20 protein-coding genes and 2 tRNA genes are annotated in these 17,212 nt (G+C 61.7%); 9 read left to right on the forward strand and 13 right to left on the reverse strand.

The window, feature by feature from the left end; genetic code table 11:
* Positions 1-243: 243 nt before the first annotated feature.
* Both HKK80_RS10430 and HKK80_RS10435 read right to left on the reverse strand, forming a co-directional pair.
* Positions 244-1,080: a hypothetical protein gene (locus HKK80_RS10430; protein ID WP_411799537.1), complete on the reverse strand. Its 837-nt coding sequence runs from the start codon at positions 1,078-1,080 to the stop codon at positions 244-246.
* Positions 1,081-1,155: 75 nt separating this feature from the next.
* Positions 1,156-2,592 carry a S8 family peptidase gene (locus HKK80_RS10435; protein WP_411799538.1) on the reverse strand — a complete coding sequence of 479 codons (1,437 nt, stop codon included), beginning with the start codon at positions 2,590-2,592 and terminating at the stop codon, positions 1,156-1,158.
* Positions 2,593-2,831: 239 nt separating this feature from the next.
* On the opposite strand from HKK80_RS10435, the gene HKK80_RS10440 reads away from it, so the two are divergent.
* Both HKK80_RS10440 and HKK80_RS10445 read left to right on the forward strand, forming a co-directional pair.
* The gene (locus HKK80_RS10440) at positions 2,832-3,521 is read left to right on the forward strand and encodes a hypothetical protein (protein ID WP_411799539.1); all 690 of its coding nucleotides are present in this window, start codon (positions 2,832-2,834) and stop codon (positions 3,519-3,521) included.
* Positions 3,522-3,741: 220 nt separating this feature from the next.
* Complete coding sequence (locus HKK80_RS10445; protein WP_411799540.1) at positions 3,742-5,139, forward strand: signal recognition particle protein Srp54; 1,398 nt, start codon at positions 3,742-3,744, stop codon at positions 5,137-5,139.
* A 35-nt stretch (positions 5,140-5,174) separates the two neighbouring features.
* Here HKK80_RS10445 and surE (HKK80_RS10450) read toward each other — a convergent pair whose 3' ends face one another.
* On the reverse strand, positions 5,175-6,008 hold the full coding sequence (gene surE / locus HKK80_RS10450; protein WP_411799541.1) for a 5'/3'-nucleotidase SurE: 834 nt from the start codon (positions 6,006-6,008) through the stop codon (positions 5,175-5,177).
* A 77-nt stretch (positions 6,009-6,085) separates the two neighbouring features.
* Positions 6,086-6,469, reverse strand: a complete 384-nt coding sequence (locus tag HKK80_RS10455; RefSeq protein WP_411799542.1) for a secondary thiamine-phosphate synthase enzyme YjbQ — start codon at positions 6,467-6,469, stop codon at positions 6,086-6,088.
* A gap of 80 nt (positions 6,470-6,549) precedes the next feature.
* On the opposite strand from HKK80_RS10455, the gene HKK80_RS10460 reads away from it, so the two are divergent.
* On the forward strand, positions 6,550-7,527 hold the full coding sequence (locus tag HKK80_RS10460) for a nucleoside recognition protein (RefSeq protein ID WP_411799543.1): 978 nt from the start codon (positions 6,550-6,552) through the stop codon (positions 7,525-7,527).
* Between the two features lie 32 nt (positions 7,528-7,559).
* Here the strand turns inward: HKK80_RS10460 and HKK80_RS10465 are convergent, their stop codons facing one another.
* The 5 genes from HKK80_RS10465 to HKK80_RS10485 form a co-directional block, all read right to left on the reverse strand.
* Positions 7,560-8,123 carry a GNAT family N-acetyltransferase gene (locus tag HKK80_RS10465; protein WP_411799544.1) on the reverse strand — a complete coding sequence of 188 codons (564 nt, stop codon included), beginning with the start codon at positions 8,121-8,123 and terminating at the stop codon, positions 7,560-7,562.
* Between the two features lie 73 nt (positions 8,124-8,196).
* Entirely contained in the window at positions 8,197-8,526 is a 330-nt protein-coding gene (locus HKK80_RS10470; RefSeq protein WP_411799545.1) for a hypothetical protein, read from the reverse strand.
* A complete protein-coding gene (locus HKK80_RS10475; RefSeq protein ID WP_411799546.1) occupies positions 8,523-8,804 on the reverse strand; it encodes a hypothetical protein in 282 nt (93 codons plus the stop codon). Before HKK80_RS10475 ends, HKK80_RS10470 begins: the two co-directional genes overlap by 4 nt.
* Before the next feature lie 209 nt (positions 8,805-9,013).
* Positions 9,014-9,436 (reverse strand): RNA-binding domain-containing protein, encoded by a 423-nt coding sequence (locus tag HKK80_RS10480; RefSeq protein WP_379723687.1) that lies wholly within the window; start codon positions 9,434-9,436, stop codon positions 9,014-9,016.
* A complete protein-coding gene (locus HKK80_RS10485) occupies positions 9,420-9,989 on the reverse strand; it encodes an AAA family ATPase (RefSeq protein ID WP_411799547.1) in 570 nt (189 codons plus the stop codon). The genes HKK80_RS10480 and HKK80_RS10485 overlap by 17 nt, the downstream gene beginning before the upstream one ends.
* 90 nt (positions 9,990-10,079) lie before the next feature.
* Here HKK80_RS10485 and HKK80_RS10490 point away from each other — a divergent pair.
* The 4 genes from HKK80_RS10490 (at position 10,080) to HKK80_RS10505 (ending at position 13,148) form a co-directional block, all read left to right on the forward strand.
* Positions 10,080-10,154, forward strand: a tRNA-Arg gene (locus HKK80_RS10490).
* A 214-nt stretch (positions 10,155-10,368) separates the two neighbouring features.
* Positions 10,369-10,767, forward strand: a complete 399-nt coding sequence (locus HKK80_RS10495) for a PAS domain-containing protein (protein ID WP_411799548.1) — start codon at positions 10,369-10,371, stop codon at positions 10,765-10,767.
* A gap of 99 nt (positions 10,768-10,866) precedes the next feature.
* Entirely contained in the window at positions 10,867-11,946 is a 1,080-nt protein-coding gene (locus HKK80_RS10500) for an NAD(P)/FAD-dependent oxidoreductase (RefSeq protein ID WP_411799549.1), read from the forward strand.
* Positions 11,947-12,017: 71 nt separating this feature from the next.
* The gene (locus HKK80_RS10505) at positions 12,018-13,148 is read left to right on the forward strand and encodes a sensor histidine kinase (protein WP_411799550.1); all 1,131 of its coding nucleotides are present in this window, start codon (positions 12,018-12,020) and stop codon (positions 13,146-13,148) included.
* A gap of 21 nt (positions 13,149-13,169) precedes the next feature.
* On the opposite strand, the gene surE (HKK80_RS10510) is transcribed toward HKK80_RS10505, so the two are convergent.
* Positions 13,170-13,982 (reverse strand): 5'/3'-nucleotidase SurE, encoded by an 813-nt coding sequence (surE, locus tag HKK80_RS10510; protein WP_411799551.1) that lies wholly within the window; start codon positions 13,980-13,982, stop codon positions 13,170-13,172.
* Positions 13,983-14,095: 113 nt separating this feature from the next.
* On the opposite strand from surE (HKK80_RS10510), the gene HKK80_RS10515 reads away from it, so the two are divergent.
* Positions 14,096-14,470 carry a DUF5798 family protein gene (locus HKK80_RS10515; RefSeq protein WP_411799552.1) on the forward strand — a complete coding sequence of 125 codons (375 nt, stop codon included), beginning with the start codon at positions 14,096-14,098 and terminating at the stop codon, positions 14,468-14,470.
* 36 nt (positions 14,471-14,506) lie between these two features.
* On the opposite strand, the gene HKK80_RS10520 is transcribed toward HKK80_RS10515, so the two are convergent.
* Positions 14,507-14,932: a CoA-binding protein gene (locus tag HKK80_RS10520; RefSeq protein WP_411799553.1), complete on the reverse strand. Its 426-nt coding sequence runs from the start codon at positions 14,930-14,932 to the stop codon at positions 14,507-14,509.
* Between the two features lie 57 nt (positions 14,933-14,989).
* A complete protein-coding gene (locus HKK80_RS10525; protein ID WP_411799554.1) occupies positions 14,990-15,838 on the reverse strand; it encodes a geranylgeranylglycerol-phosphate geranylgeranyltransferase in 849 nt (282 codons plus the stop codon).
* Positions 15,839-15,955: 117 nt separating this feature from the next.
* Between HKK80_RS10525 and HKK80_RS10530 the strand changes: the two genes are divergently transcribed.
* Positions 15,956-16,030, forward strand: a tRNA-Arg gene (locus HKK80_RS10530).
* Between the two features lie 441 nt (positions 16,031-16,471).
* On the opposite strand, the gene HKK80_RS10535 is transcribed toward HKK80_RS10530, so the two are convergent.
* On the reverse strand, positions 16,472-17,170 hold the full coding sequence (locus HKK80_RS10535) for a LysE family translocator (protein ID WP_411799555.1): 699 nt from the start codon (positions 17,168-17,170) through the stop codon (positions 16,472-16,474).
* Positions 17,171-17,212 lie beyond the last annotated feature (42 nt).

Here is a 17,212-nt window from a genome sequence, read left to right on the forward strand (position 1 = left end):
TCACCTGATTCACCCGCTTTCACTCAATACTACGTGTCAGCCATTGGGCCGTTATGACAGATTGGACAACTAGCGATACTCAATGACGGCTCTGTAGTTTCGGTATACGAAGGTTGATTTCCCGTATATCCGACGCTCCGACGAAGGGCCTCAGAATATACTACCATAGTTAGATAATAAATGCGATTTTGGGAAAGATATTTCTATATCGAGGCTACCTTGAGATCTGGGAGAGGTCGATTTTCAGACAGAGACCTCTCGCTCAACACGCTCCCACGATTCGATCGTGGGCTGACTACAGTACACACTGCGGTTGCCGGTCTGGCCATCGGCTAATCGAGGGTCGCCGGCGAGTGCCAGTGCGATCGAGAGCCGATCCGTGATCGGTTGTTCGTACTCGATGACCAACTCAACCGTTTTCGGCTCGGTAAAACACTCCCTGCCGGGTGGGGAAAGCAGATTCGAGCCGACGGTCGGTTGATCGGCGACGATCAGATACGTTCGCTCCCAGCCCGCCGCCCAGGTTGGTGTCGTCGGCGTGATCTGGCCGATCTGCTCGACCTCATGGGCTGCTGTAAGAAACCCATTGGCGATGTACGCTCGCAACGGACGCATGCGAATGTCGCTGTTGTTCTGGAGTGTGAGCTGGATGCTGTTGACGATGTCGACGCTGCTGTTGTTTTGCAAGCTGAGTTCGTAGTCGATATCGATCGTTGGCTGCCACGGCCGGCGTGTTAGCTCCGTCTCCCCGTCGTAGAGCACGATCTCGTGGTCAAGCGATTCGACGGCCGCGATCGGGTGGAGGATGGCATCGACCCCATCCTCCAGCGGCACGCGGACAAACCGTTGCTCCGGACGGAGTTGGGTCTGAAAGACGCTGGTACCCGACTCGGTGACGACGACCAGCCGCGTCGCGCCGTGATTCTCGACAAGTTCGATGAGGAGGTCGACAACGCGGGGGTTGGCGCGTCGTTCGGTGCTGAGCGAGGCGATGTATGTCGGCTCCGAGGCTGGTGCTGTTTCACTCGCCGCACAGCCGCCAAGCGCGGTCGCCACCCCGGCGGCGAGTGTCCCCACCATCTCACGACGCGAAACCGGACTCACAGATCACCCTCACCGCTCGGAAAATAAACCGGCATCGCTGCGTGGCTGCGATCAGTTGCGACAGACATCGACCGGGATTGAGAGGCTGGTATTGGCTGTCGTGACCGTGATCGAGGACGTTCGAGGCGCGGCACAGGCGATCCCACGTGTGCCCCGGATCGTTGTGGTGATGGTTCCGTTGAGCGTCACACGCCGGGAGCCAACCCGATCACCATCCACAGAGATGATCACGAGCTGGCTGTCGGTGACGTTGCCGACGTTTTTGATCGTCGCCTCGAAGGAAACCGGCTCGTTTCGGCCGAGGCGGTGCTCAGTCGGGCCATCGTGGGTGAGTCTCGTGACCGCGAAGTACGGCGGGCGGTCAGCGACCGCTGCCACTGCGTCGTAGCCGTCGATGACACCGTAGCCGTACCGTGTGTCCGGCGGTGTTTGGCCCGGATAGCGAGCGGTCTCTAAGAGCGCGCGGTCGATCTCGGCCGGTGTGAGCTGGCGGTCACTGGCGGCCTGCATGAGCGCGACAACACCCGCGGCGTGCGGTGCCGCAAAACTGGTTCCTGATGTGTGCCGGAACCCACCGTCGGCGGTTGTTGAGATGGTCGTCGCCGGGGCGACAACGGTCGGCACGACGTACGATTCCGGCCAGTCGTACTCGTAGATCGGCCGCGCTCCCCAGCGGGCGCGAGTAGAGATGATGTTGCCGACTGAGTAGTCCTCGACAGCCCCGGTGGCGTTGGTCGCACCGACCGACAGCGCGCTGTAGACGCTGCCCGGCGAGGTGATGCCGCCGTCGCCCTCGTTGCCGGCGGGGACGACAACGTAGATCCCCGCCGCGCGGGCCCGTTCGATCGCCTCGATGTATCGATCGTAGTAGACCCGTTTGTGGCCGACGTTGATCAGGATCACATCGGGCTGTTGGGGGTGTGAGATCGCCCACTCGACACCCTGGAGGACGTTGGTGGTTCGGGCGGTGCCGTCGCCGTCGATCACCTTCCCGTGGAGCAGGGTTGCGTTGGGTGCGACCCCGAAGTGTGTCCCGTCCGGTGTTTCGTTGCCGACGACCACGCCCGAGGTGATCGTGCCGTGGTTTCGGTTGTCGATGGGGTCACTCCGGTTGCTGACGAAATCCTTCCAGCCGTCGTCGGCCAGTGTGAGTGACTGGTGGGCGTCGATAGCGACACCGGAATCAAGAACGGCGACCGTTGTGTTTTCGCCCCGGGTGTCAAAGTCAGTCCACACCTCGTTGACGCGGAGTAATTCCAGCGCGGCGGTCGTATTCGTCGCCGGCCGGGGCCCGATGATCGAGGGCGTGACTGTCCGTGATTCGGGAACCGATTGGAGACCCTCATCTGCAGGCGGCCGGTCGCTGGCCGTTTGGAGGGCGTCGGCTGAGGATGCTGAGAGATGATCTATCGTGGGTGGTTGCGGGTTGATCTCCTCAGCAGAAGCACCTGATACGGCGGTGCCGGTTGCACCGATCAGTAGCAGCATGCTGAGACAGACCAAAGCAACAATCCTCAGAGCGTGTGTCATACTATCGGGAACTACAGCGTGGAGTAGAGCTTGTAGGCTGTTGGTGGCTGTAGATGTTGCGGTGCCGCACATATCGCTGGAATCGACCGGATCGCGGGTCTTACTGTCGTGCTATCGGGATTAACGACACAGGATGCTTCTTTCGAGCGATCTCAGCCGTATCTTTTTAAATTAAAACGAGCCACGCTGACAGCAGAGTGAACAGTCGGACGCGGCCCTCGTCGAGATATACGCCCCAACCCTGTCGTAGCCCGCAGAGCATCAAGCACGGCGATGGTTCCAACAGGGTAGATGACCCGTATCGTGATACTGCAGACCGGCTCGAAAATCAGATCCAAACACAGATCGACACTATCGAAGGGATCGATACCAAGGCTGAGCACCTAACCCGACTGATCGGGATTCTGATCGGCTTGGTGTTCTCGGTTCTCTCACTGGTCGTAAACGCCGATACGATCCAGTTGACACAGACGACCTCGGGGACGCGAATCGCGTTTCTGCTCGGAGTCGTGTGTTTACTCGCTGCGATGGTGACGTATCTTAACAGTCGCTACCGAGCTGGAATCCACCACAGCGTAGGCTACTACGTTTCGAACAAGGAGCAATCACTCGATTTTGACGTTCATATCAAGTGTGTCTGTGGTTCGTACGCCAGCGTTATCGAGCAGAACAGAACCGTGATCGAAGTCAACTCGATACGGTTCCGTCGGGAACTCTATCTGCTACTCGTCGGTGTTCTCTTCCTCGCTACCGCCGGCTCAATCTATCTCGGCGGGGTTTCTGAATCGCAATCATGGTACGGGATCATAGTCGCTGGCTTGCTCGCGCTACTCATCGCTTGGTATTTCTTCACAGGGAGATACTTAACATTGGAACCAGTAGGATAACACAATGAGTGAATCAGCCCCCCGACGAAGATGAGACAGTTACCGAATCCGACACCACTACCGACGACGGTAACCGGTATCGAACCATGGAGATCAACAAAAGCGGCGTACCAAGCGACGAAGAGTAGCGTTTCCATCGATCTCGTTTTGCAACGGTCGGAGTCGCACGTCGCCGCTGGACGAACAACACTTTAGCTATCGGGCCGCGTAGCACGCCCAAATGGTACTCGATGATCTCGGGAGTTCGCTGCGGGGCACCCTCGATGACCTCCGCGGGAAATCCCGGCTGGAGGAAGACGACATCCAAGAGGTCGTCAAGCAGATCCAACGCTCGCTGCTGGAGGCCGATGTCGAGGTCGACCTCGTCATGGAGCTGTCGGATGCGATCAAGAGCCGCGCGCTCGACGAAGAGCCGCCAGGCGGCACCTCCGCCCGCGATCACGTCCTCAAGATCGTCTACGAGGAACTGGTTGAGCTCGTCGGCGACTCCACCGAACTGCCGCTTGAATCTCAGACGATCCTGCTCGCTGGTCTACAGGGCTCGGGGAAGACGACCACCGCCGCCAAGATGGCGTGGTGGTTCTCCAAGAAGGGGCTGCGACCGGCGATCATCCAGACCGACACCTTCCGCCCCGGCGCGTACGATCAGGCCAAACAGATGGCCGGCAACGCCGAGGTCGATTTTTATGGTGATCCCGACGCCGACGATCCGGTGCAGATCGCCCGCGACGGCCTCGAAGCGACCGAACAGGCCGAAGTCCACATTGTCGACACTGCCGGCCGGCACGCTCTCGAAGAGGAGCTGATCGCCGAGATCGAGGAGATCGACTCGGTCGTCGATCCCGACACCCGACTGCTCGTGCTCGACGCAGCGATTGGTCAGGGCGCGAAAGAACAAGCCCAACGCTTCGAGGAGGCTATCGGCGTCGAGGGTGTCGCCATCACGAAACTCGACGGGACGGCGAAAGGTGGCGGCGCGCTCACCGCCGTCAACGAGACCGATTCGTCGATCGCCTTCCTCGGCACCGGCGAGACGGTGCAGGATATCGAACGCTTCGAGCCCAACAGCTTCATCTCGCGGCTGTTGGGGATGGGCGATCTCAAACAGCTCTCCGAGCGCGTCGAGCGCGCGATGGAGGAGACGGGGAGCGAGGACGACGATTGGAACCCCGAGAGCATCCTTGAGGGGAGTTTCACGCTGAAGGATATGCAGAAACAGATGGAGGCGATGAACAACATGGGCCCGCTCGATCAGGTGATGGATATGATCCCCGGGATGGGCGGCGGGATGATGGATCAACTCCCTGACGACGCGATGGACGTAACCCAAGAGCGGATGCGGGAGTTCAACGTCATTATGGATTCGATGACCGACGGCGAGCTCGAAGAGCCACGCTCGATCTCGGCGAGTCAGGTCGAACGCATCGCCCGCGGCTCGGGTACCAACACCGAGCGGGTCAACGAACTCCTCGAACAGCACAAGATGATGGATCGCACGCTCAACCAGTTCCAGGGGATGGGCGACGGCGACATGGAGCGGATGATGAAGAAGATGCAGGACGGCGAGGGTGGGCTTGGCGGGCTCGGTGGCGGCGGTGGCCCCGGCGGCATGATGTAAGCCGGACGGCCGTCCCACGTCGCACAGCCGATCGACTATGATTCTTCGAGCGGGTACCGATCCAACGCGGCAACGAAATCGGCCGGCGGATCGACGACGCTCTGGGGCGTTCCCAACGGCGTGACGCTGATCTCGCCGTCGACGATGGCGGCTCGATCGCTCCACGGCGGGTAGTCGTCGGTGTAGTTGTCGAGGCCGATCGGGAACCCATCGCCCTCGACCGGATGGGTCGCCCAGTAGTTGCTCTCGAAGACGTTGGTCTCGCCGTCGTTGTCGACGACGCGGGTGTCGTAGTCGGCCAGGGGTTTGGTTACCGCGAGCGTGTCACCCCCCGTCGCCGGGGCGTTGACGTTAAGATAGTCGACGTCACCGTCGAACGCAGCGGTATCCTCGATCAGGGCGAGGAGGTCGCGGGTGGCCGCAGCGATCGCGTCAAAGGAGTTGTCGCCGTCTTCGGGAAAGTACGTCTCGTGGTCGTAGCCGGAGACCGCGACCGCCGGCGTGCCGAGAAAGGCTGCCTCGACGGCCGCGCCGACCGTCCCCGAGTGGCCCAGAATGTAGCTGCCGACGTTTGGCCCGTTGTTGGCTCCCGAGACGACGAGATCGATCTGCTCGGCTTCGGGGATGTGCCGAAGTCCGACAGCGACGCAGTCGGCCGGGGTGCCGTCAACGACGTATCCCCACTCGTGGTCGTCGATGGTGATCTCGTCGGCGCGCTCATAGGAGAGATCGGAGCGAGACCGCCCCACGCCGCTTTGATCACTGGCGGGGGCGACGACCGTCACCTCCCACGTCGGCGTGAGGTGCTCGTAGACCGCAGCAAGGCCCGGACTCTCGATCCCGTCGTCGTTGGTGAGGAGGAGATGCATCTACTATCCTCTTGGCGGCCGTCGATAAAATTCCGCCGGATGGTCGGTGAAGACAACCGGTCAGTGAACGAGATGGGTTAGTGAACGCGAACGGTCAGCGTTCGACTCCGGGGGCCATCGCATTCGACAGCGAGAATCGACTGCCAGCGACCGAGTTGAAGTTCGCCGTCGACGACCGGGACGGTCGCGCTCTCGCCGACGAGCATCGCCCGAACATGGCTGTCGGCGTTGTCGTCGATCTGGTCGTGTTGCCAGCCGTCGTCGGCAACGAGGTCATCAAGTGCGGTCGCCAGATCATCAAGCAGCCGCGACTCGGCCTCGTTGACGACGACGCCCATCGTCGTGTGCTGACTGAAGACGGTACAGACGCCGTCGGCGTCGTCAGGGAGCGTCGCCGCCACGCGATCGGTGATGTCGATACACTCGGTTCGATCCTCGGTTTCGACCGTGATCGAAGGCATACGCGCTGTAGACGACAGGGGGTAAAAATCGCGGCGACGAGACCGACGCGGCTTTGGGCGCGCCGTTCGGACGGTCGGCTGTGCTGCCTGTCGACTCCGTTTCGGTCGTCGCCAACGCGCTCATCGAGGTGGCTCCGCGTGTCGCCCGGATCGCCGTCCTCGTGTCGGTGTCGGTCTATCTCGCCAACGTGGCGGTCGCCTTCGGGCTCGTCGAAAAGATCGCCGGCCTCTCGCGGCTGTTGACTGGGCCGGCCAACCTGCCCGACGAGGTCGGCACCGCGATCCTGACGACGACCGCCTCAACGACAGCCGGCTACTCGATGTTGGCCGATCTGCGGGAGTCGGGCTATCTCGACGACGAGGCAACGCTGATCGCCGTCGTGATGAACACGTTCTTCGGCTTCGCCCAGCACGTCTTTACGTACTATATTCCGGTGCTTATCCCGATTCTCGGGGTGCATGTCGGCGTCCTGTATGTGGGTTCGCGCGCACTGATTTCCTTGGCGATCACGCTGGTCGGCATCCTCGCCGGCGCGCTGTTGCTCTCGGAGGCCAATTTCGATGATGATGTTCAACTCGATCCCGACGCGCTCGACGAGGAAGAACAGACGCCAAAACAACGACTGCTGGCGGCGTGGGAGCGAACCCGGCCGACGTTGCGACGGCTCGTCCCGCGGCTCGTCGTCATCTACACGCTGGTCACGCTGCTGGTGGGCCAGTATGATATTACGAGCATCACCGGCTCAGCCGATCCCCTGGTCGCGTTGGTCGGACTGCCGGCAGCCGCCGTGCCGGTGATCGCTGTCTACACGCTCGATACGACATCCGGCGCGGCGACGATCGCACCGCTGTTGGGCGATGTGTTCACACCCCGGCAGGCGGTGGCGACGCTGTTGCTTGGCGGGATCATCTCGTTTGCCGTCTCAACGTTCAAACGATCGATCCCCTTCCAGTACGGCATCTGGGGTGCGGAGTTCGGGACAAAGGTGATCGTCGTCAACACGGCCCTGAAGATCGTTTTCATCAGTCTCACCGTCGTTGTGTTGCTGGCGATCTAGCCGGTGGCGACCACAGCCTGCTGCCGGTGGTGCTACCGTGTCGATATCGAACGTTCCATCTCCACATGCGGAATGCCGGCCTCCTCGAAGGGCTCACTGACCGTTTGGTAGCCCAGATTGTGATAGAACCCCTCAACACGTTGCTGGGCGTGGAGAACGCAGTGGTTCGCGTCGGCGTCGACACCGACGGCCTCGACAGCATCCATCAGCCGCCGGCCCCATCCCTCGCCGCGGGCTGACGGACGGACAGCCACCCGCTCGGCTTTCACCGTAGAGTCGTCAATGAGTCGTGCGCGGGCAACCCCGACAGGTCGGTCGTTGACAACGAGAAGCAGGTGGGTCGCCTCGGTCTCAGCATCGTCCCATTCGAGGGCCGAGTCGACGCCCTGCTCGGCCACGAAGACGGCCCGCCGAATCGCAAACGCCGCGGTTAGCGTGCCCACACCGCGGTCGATCGGTGCTGCCGCTGTGGTGTCGACAACTGCGTCGATGATAGCGGGAGGGTCAGCAGCCGCATCGCTGCCGGTCTCGACACGCCGTTTGGCCGTCTCGACAAGATCATCCGATGGCTCAGGGACTCGATAGCACTGGCACACACCGTGGCTGTAGTGGTGACTGTCGTATCTATCTACGGTTCGAACGGAGTGTGGGTGACGGTGAGCCGGCCGGTCAGTTGGTTCGTTCGACGCGCCACGTCGTCGCGCTGGTGTACGACCAGCGTTCGATCGAGAGATCAGCGACCGAATCCTGGAGCTTGAGGATCAGCGCGCCGATCTCCTTCGCGGAGAGGTCGACATCGTCGGCGATGAACTTGCTTTTGAAGTACAGCTCGCCGTCTGCGGCCTGCTCGCGGAGGTAGGCCGCAAGCCGCTGCTGTTTCGTCGCCGTCGACTCGGCGTCGTCAACGTCGTTAGTCTCGCCGGTGTCGTCGGTGTCGTCGTTCGATTTCTCGGGGGCTGTGCGCGTGTCGTCAGCGGGGGTGTGGTGAGAGGTGCTCATGTGGTATCGTGGGTGTGGTTGTGGCCAGCGATCAGTGCAAACAGGTGACAGCCAAGGAGCCCAAGGCCGAGGAGACTGGGCTGGGGGCCGATCCCGAACGCGAGTATCGGCAGATACACCAGGGGGAGCAAAATCGCAGCCCAAAACCCGATCCACCGAACGGTGGTGTGGAGGGCTCGCTGGCTGTCGTGGAGGACGCGCTGGCCGCGGCGGAGCGTTGCTGCGGCCGCGGTTGTCGCAGCCGTTTCGATGCGTTGGGTCGATTGGAAGCCTTTCATTTCGTGCTCACCGTCTATCCATCCCAACGACCCATACCCACATATAGTGGCCAGAGCGTTGGAGTAAATTCACCCCAAAAAACGGCGAAAACGGTGGTTGCGCGACTGTTTAGGACGCTTTGAAAATCGTTTAGACTGTTTAGAAGCAGATTTGCGGCGTTTTCAACGATCCTGTACGCAAAGAAGACTTTCGGGCGTCGGTGGCGGGGTTACTCCGCTTTCGACGCTGGATCGACGGGGGTGCCGTCCTCAGTCGGTGGGGCGACGCGGTCGATCATCGACGCGACATCGGGCTCCCGAACCGTCACCGACACCTCAATATCGCCGAGCTCATCGGGGTTGCCGACCGCGAAGTTGATGACGCCCTGGAAGGCGGCCTGTTTCTTCAGCGCGAAGCTGAATCCCTCGTCGTCGGCGTGTTTGTGGAACTCTCGGCGGGCGGTATCGAGGATCTCCTGTTCGTACAACAGATCCGAAAACGGATCGAGGGTGTGGGTTTCGCCGACGAGCAGCCCCGGTTCGTGATCGAACTCGGCGTTCGGAAAGACGTTGCCGACGGCGTCGGCGACCCGGTCGGTGACCTCGGTGTCGTTGACCGGGGCTTCGATCCGCACGTCAATGCTGTAGATCATTGGCACCCACCCGGGAGAGCAGTTCGCGTGCCTCAGCCTTGAAGTCATCGAGGCTGTCAGTGTTGTCGATCCGGTAGTCGGCGGCGTCCATCACGTCGCCCATCCCAAAGCCGAGTTCGCGCTCGTCGCGTTCACGGAGAGCTTCGAGATCGGTGTCGGTGCCATCCCGACCGCGGTCGCCGAGTCGCTCCGCACGGAGGTCGAAGGGAGCTTCGATACTGACGATCGAAAACTCGTCGCCGAACTCCTCGGTGAAGGCCTCGACTTCGACCATCGAGCGCAGACCGTCGACGACGACCGTGTCGGTGTCATCGGCGGCGAGGTGCTCGCGGATATGCGGCAGCGACTGCTCGGCGATCGCCGCCGGGCCGTGTTCCTCCCGGAGTGCTTTGGCAACCTCGCCGTGGTGGTCGGCGGGATCGAGCCCGCGGTCACGGCAGGCCCCCCGGATCACATCCCCCATCGTAACGACCGGCACACCCGCGTTGCGGGCCACGTCGGCAAACTCACCTTTGCCGCTACCGGGGAGGCCGACGGTTCCGAGTACGTGCATACCCGCGGTAGCGGACTGCGGGACTTAGGTGTGCTGACTCGCTGTCCCGAACCCAAACGGCTTTTTACGAACTGGCGTGAGCATCCGATGGGGCACATAGCTCAGTCTGGACAGAGCGTCGGACTTCTAATCCGACGGCCGCGGGTTCAAATCCCGTTGTGCCCGCTGTGAGCGCGCTGCTGCGATGGTATGTTTTTATTGGCTGCTATGGCCGACAGTTCAGAGAAAGACAGGTATATTCCAAAATCGGTTGAGTATCACTATTGTTATTCGGTATATCATGGACAATCATTGTCGAAAATGCCGGAAAACTTATTACTCACAACCGAGTACCACCGAGTGCGGAAGAGGCACTCCACACCCCGCTGTCAGCCCCATCATGACCGCAACATCGAATCAGTTTGTGACCCAGTTCGGGCAGCTCTTACACCAGATCGACGACGCCGTCGTCAAATTCGAGATCGAGGACGGCGAGCCGATCGTCGTCGACGCCAACCACGCCTTTCGGGATCTGTTCAGCCCCGACATGAAGCGCGTGATCGGCCTTCCGCTCAACGATCTCATCGTCCCGGCCGGCCGCGAGGACGAAGCCCAACAGTTCGACCAGCGCACCGCCGACGGCAAATCGAACGTCGCCTTCGTCAAACGCGCGGCCGTCGGCGGCGAGAAAACGTTCCTCTACCGTGGCATCCCCTACGGCGACCAACAAGGGTTTGCGATCTACACCGATGTGACCGACAAGGTCGACGACCACGACGAGCTGCTGGATCTGCTGTAGCGTTGTCGCTGTCTCGCTCCACACGAACAGTTGTCGGCCGTTCAGTCCGGTAGCGTTCCACACACAACCTACATACGGCCCCTGTTCCTACACGGAGCTATGTCATCAGAACCACCCGCGGACGATCACCGGCGGCTCGTGATCGCCGGCAGCGGCATCGCCGGCCTCTCGGCGGCGATCTACGCCGCCCGATCGAACAACGACCCCCTCGTCTTGGAGGGCGACGAACCCGGCGGCCAGCTCACGCTGACGACCGAGGTGGAGAACTATCCGGGGTTCCCTGAGGGGATCTCCGGGCCGGATCTCATCAATGAGATGAAAGAACAGGCCCGGAAGTTCGGCACGGATATCGAAAACGGCGTCCTCGACGACGTTACCGTCGACGGCGAGGGAGCCGACCGCCAGTTCCGGATCACGCTCACCGACGACACAGTGTACACCGCTGACGCGCTCATTGCCGCCTCCGGGGCGAGCGCGCGAACGCTCGGGGTTCCGGGCGAAGACGAGCTGATGGGCTGGGGGCTGTCGACCTGTGCGACCTGCGACGGCGCGTTCTTCCGCGACGAGGAGATCGTTGTCGTTGGCGGCGGCGACGCCGCGATGGAGGAGGCCCACTTCCTCACGAAGTTCGCCTCGACGGTCTACATCGTCCACCGCCGCGAGGAGTTCCGCGCCGAGGACGTGTGGATCGACCGCGTCATGGAGAAGGTCGACGCCGGCGAGATCGAGATCATGCGCAACACCGAGGTGACCAAACTCCACGGTACCCAGGAAGACGGCATCGACCACGTGACGATGGTCTCAAATCCCGAGGGCCACCCAACCGAAAAACTCGACGACCCCGACACGGAGGAGTTCGAGTTCGACGCGGGCGCGGTCTTCTACGCCATCGGCCACACGCCGAACACCGACTATCTGGACGGCATCGGCGTCGACACCGACGACGAGGGCTACCTCATCACCGAGGGCGGTCGCGGCGGCAGCCAGACGAAAACCGGCGTCGAGGGGCTGTTCGGCGCGGGCGACGTCGTCGACTTCCACTACCAGCAGGCTGCCACGGCCGCGGGGATGGGTGTACAGGCCGCCCTCGATGCCGACGACTACCTCGACGAGCTGGATCGCAAGCAGGCCGCCGCAGCGACCGACACCGGCGCGGCCGCCGCTGAATCGGACGACTGAGCCGGGTAGCAAGGCGGTATCCGACAGATCGAAAGGTTATTACTCATACATAATATTTATTGACACGATGTATGAACCGCCGCGATTTCGCCGTGACCGAAGGCGGTGCCACCGATTCATCTGATACGCCAGATGGTGCGGCACCGGATACCCAACGGTTCAGACACCTCTTCGAGAACCTGCCGAACCCGGCCGCAGAGATACAGGTGATCGACGGCGAACCGATTATTGAGGCGGTAAATCACCGGTTTACCGAACGGTTTGACGCGGACGAGGGGGCTATCGGGCGGCCGGTAACTGAGTATACCTGTCCCGACGCTGCGGAGGATACAGCCGAGCAGATCGTTGCCGCTATCGCTTCGAACACACACCGTGAGACAATCCTCTCGCGGGATGCAACAGGTGCAACGGCACCCCTCCGTCGTGAAATCATCCCGTATGAGACAGACGGTGGCAACCATGGGTTTCTTCTCTACAGTGACGCGACCGAGCGAACAGCACAGCAGGCGGACGCTACGTCACGAAACCAGCAGCTTGAGAAGCTCGCGTCGACGCTCTCACACGATCTGCGGAATCCAGTGAACGCCGCACAGGGCTGGCTTGAACAGATCGAGACGGCAGACGATGATCCGGTCGACCGGATCGAACGGGCATTAGATCGGATCGAAGCGATGGTCGACAAGACCCTCACCCTCACCCAAAATCCCGAGATTATCGAGACCACGGAACCGGTCGACATCCCGGAGCTTGCCCGACATTGTTGGCAACGCGTCGAGACCGAACACGCAGAACTGATCGTCGACGATCGCTTTACGCTGCTCTGCGACAGCGATCAGATGGCGCGGCTGCTGGAAAACCTCTTTGAGAACGCTGTCGCACACAACAGCGAATCGGTGACGGTGCGAATCGGGATTCACGATCGATTGGCAACCGCGACGCGGGTGTCCAGCACACCGAGTGAGGCGTTCTACATCACCGACGATGGCCGTGGGATCCCGCGGGCGGACTACGAGACGGTGCTCGAATACGGGATGACGACCAGTGAGGACGGAACCGGGCTTGGACTGCCGATCGTCAAACAGATCGCCGAGGCCCACGGGTGGGAAATCGAGGTCACAAAGACGCTCAACGGGGGTGCAAAGTTCATCTTTCACAACGCCACGTTACACGGACGACTTCCGAAGGATGGAGCGGAATCCTGATACTCCACTGTCGAATTCGAGCTACGAACTACCCTCGGTGCGCGCCGTGTAGCCAGCGACGATCTCGTCGAGTGCGTCGTGGTGTTTCGTCGCATGGGGGGCGGTCAGCGGCGAGACGCTGATCTCGCCGTCGGCGACGGCGCGGCGATCGGTGCCAACGGGGTCGTCGACGCTGTCGCCGCGCATGAGCTCCCAGATCCCATCTTTAAGTTCGATCTCGCGGTCGCCGTTCCGTTCGGCCCCCATCTCATACCGCATCGACGGTCGGGTGACGCGCATCGGGATCGACCCCGTTACGCCGGCGTTGTCGCGGAAGGGAACGTTCACGTTGAGGTAGTCGGCTGCCTCGAAGACGCCGTTCGTCGTGGCGTGTTCGACGAGGTGTTTCGTCGCCCGTCGGGCGGTGGCGAAATCCGCGGGTTCGGTCGCCAGCGACGCCCAGTCGTCGCCGCCCTCGATATACATCGACACCGAAATCGCGGGGACGCCGAAAAACGCCGCTTCGACGGCCGCGCTGACGGTGCCGGAGCGACCCAACACGTAGGCCCCGAGGTTGCCGCCCTTGTTGCAGCCCGAGACGACGAGATCGGCGTCCGGGCAGATCGAGCCGAGGCCGGCGATCACGCAGTCGACGGGCGTGCCGTGAACCGCATAGCCGTACTCGTGATCGTCGACCGTCACCGCCGTCGAAACCGTCCGACCGACCGAGCTTTGATCGTCGGCCGGCGCGACAGCGACGACATCGCCGACCGTCGACAACCCCTCATAGAGGGCACGAAAGCCGACGCTGCCGATGCCGTCGTCGTTCGTCAACAGGATTCGCGGCGCGTCCATACATCCCGTCGAAGCGGCAGCACGAAAAACGCTCGGGGAGGTCGACGGTCACAACGCATGCGGTCGCACTGACAACCACAACACACACAACACGGGCGGCCGAGAACAGGGATATGGGACTCGGAAGCACGGCGAAAAAGATCCAGACTGTCGCCGACACCGCCGAGAAGATGTATCGCCGACTCAACGCCCTCCGCAAGGAAGTCGAGTCAACCAAGCGGACGGTCGAGGACACCGGTGGCCGAGTCCAGTCGCTCGAAGCCGAGATCGCCGAACAGCGTGTCATCCTGGAGGCCATCGGCGACGAACTCGATGTCGATATCGAGGCCGCTATCGACGACGCCGATATCGATGTCGACACCGACACCAATGAGACGACCGACGACAGCGAGGAGATCCCGGTCGAAGAGGGCGACGGCGACGATGATTCGGGCGGTTCGAATGAGAGCGATAGCGACGACGGCGACGATAGCGAGACGAGCCAATAGGCGACAGCCTGCTTGCTCACATTCGATGTTGCCGAATCAGTCAGCCATCAGTCGCTGGTGTTCGACCTTCATACATCGATCCTGAACCGTTGTGAGTCCGGCAGCCTCAGCGTCGGCGAGAGCGTCGTCGTCGGTGATACCGAGTTGGAGCCAGATGGCCTCGATATCGCCGTCGGTGTCGTGGCGGCTGCGTGTTTCATCGACGATGCCGGCGACCTCCTCGCTTGGCCGGAATACGTTGACGAGATCGATATCTGCCTCGACCTCCTCAAGCGAGTCGACCGCGGATTCGCCCAACACCGTGTCGGCGTAAGGGTTGACGGGATGGATCTCATAGCCATGTTGCTGGAGATAGGCAGGGATCTCATGGGCGGCCTTGCCGGCGGTCGTCGAACAGCCGACGACAGCGATCGAGTTCAACCCAAGCACGTCGCGGATCGCGTCATCGTCAGTGACTGGCATACACTATCCATGGCGGCCACACGGCAAAGAGTCACCGGCGGTAGCGTCAACACCGGCTCAGCCGAGGACGACCGCCGCCCGCCCGACGACGAACGCCGCGGTCGCAAGGAACATCCCGCGTTTGAGCCACCGCTGGCTCACGGTCGGATCGCGGAACGAGCGGAGCGCGGCCCACAGCATCACCGCATCGGCAGGCACGACAACAAGCAGATAGCTCAGCCCGAAGGTCTCGTCGAGATACGGCACCGCGCTCGCGGCGACAGCGACCACCAGTACCGCGACGCCAGTCCACAGCGCGGGGGTTCGGCCAACGACGATCGGAAACGTTCGTAACCCCTCCCGTCGGTCGCCGGCGATATCCTCAACGTCCTTGACGATCTCCCGTGTCAGCGTTGCGACTGCGGCCAGGAGGAACAGGACAGCCGCGCCGAACGGCTCACCGAGGGCCGCCCCGCCGAAGAGGAACGCGCTCCCGGTGAGGTAGGCAACGAGAATGTTGCCGAGGAGCGGCCGGCCTTTGAACCACTCGGTGTAGGCGACAAGCGCGAGCAGGTTGACGACGGCGATCCCGATAGCGACCAGCGGCAGCGTGAGTGCGGCGACGGTGGCGATCCCGAAGCAGGCACCGCTGACCCCGAGTGCGCCGCGGGCAGAGATGGCCCCACGGGGGATCGGCCGATCGGGTTGGTTGACCGCGTCGATCTCGCGGTCGAAGTAGTCGTTGATCGCGTTGCCGCCGGCTGTCGCAGCGAGGGTGGCGATGACGGCCGCGGCGACGGCAAGCGGTGCGGCAGCGATACCGCCGGTGACGAACGCGCCGGTGGCGGTGAGCACGCCGGCGGCAACCGCGTTGCCGGGGCGGGTGAGTTCGATCGCCGCGCGAAGCGAGAGCGACACCGACGCCATACGCCTCGGTGGTCGGTGCCGGTGAATAAAGGAGGTGGTTCGGGAGCCGTGTGACCGACTGGCCTACGATGGGCAGACCGACGCGCTTATTATTCGAGGTTCGGAACGAGTGGGTGCGGGCGCTTAGCTCAGCTTGGACAGAGTGCTTGGCTTCGGACCAAGTTGTCGCGGGTTCAAATCCTGCAGCGCCCATTCCTTTTCGGAATGAACCAAATCCACAAGACGGCAGTATGTTGTATATAAATATACCGCCGATTCTGAATTTGATTTCATTCCGTTACGGAATGCGGGTCGAAGCCTTCTTGCGGTTCGGTTACATCTAAGGGTAATCATCCAAATAAATCGGTCGGTTAGAATCCGAAATAGGTGATTTGATGATGCTGATAAGATGTTACAAAGAATCAACTTTTCTTGGATAATAATGAGGCTCTTGCCTAATCTGGTGAAAAATGTATTATTTTTGATATGGGGCGTTCGGAGTGACCGATACAGAGATTCTATGCAGCATGATACCTCCGTTTGTTTCAGCTACCCTCCAATGTGTCACCTGCTCACTGCGGATTCGTACCGCGCAATATGTCTATTCGCTTGAGTAGCCATTCGAAAAGGTCATCGCGCCACTGGCTCCGATCCTCATCCGAACAGTATCCCGGCACTCTCTACGAGAAACAGCACGCCGAACCCGGCTAAGACGACCGAGCTCAGCCCCGCAATGATCGGCGCGAACGCCTCAACGCGTCGTTCAGCGGTCACGAGTGCCGCCGGAAACCCGGTGATCCAGATGATGATCCCGCCGAAGAAGCCGACGACGAGCGCCGGCGAGCCGGTCTCAACGACAAGCGTGCCGGCGAGAGCGTCGCCGACGTAGGGTGTCTGCGAAAGAACGTCGAGCGTTCCCGGCTGGAGGAGTCCGACGCCGATCGTCAGCCAAAAGAGGATCTGGTATGGGTTCGTCAGCGCCAACACGAACGCCTTCCGAAAGCCCGTACCGACCCGCAGGGTCGACTCATCTGTGGTCTCTCCCCCGGGTTGGAACGACGACCGCACGTCCCTGGCGGCACCGGAGGCGAAGTACAGCATTAGTACCCCACCAACACCGACCATCACGGCCCGCACGACGGGAAATCGTTCGACGAAGGCGACCACTCCGAGCGCCGCCAGCACGAAGAAGATCGCGTCCGCGCTCATCGCCCCGAGGCCGGCCTTGAACCCCGCGAGCCAACCGCGCACGACGCTCTCTTCGCCGATGATCGCGTTCATCGGTCCGGGCGGCGCGGCGAGAGCGAGTCCGAAGACCGCGCCCGCAAAAAGCGTCACAAGGAGATTCGCCATCGCGTTCAGGAAGGTGCGGAACCGAAAAAAAGCCCCGAAACG

Origin of the sequence: Halonotius sp. F2-221B (assembly GCF_046719765.1) — an archaeon.
Taxonomy (GTDB): domain Archaea; phylum Halobacteriota; class Halobacteria; order Halobacteriales; family Haloferacaceae; genus Halonotius.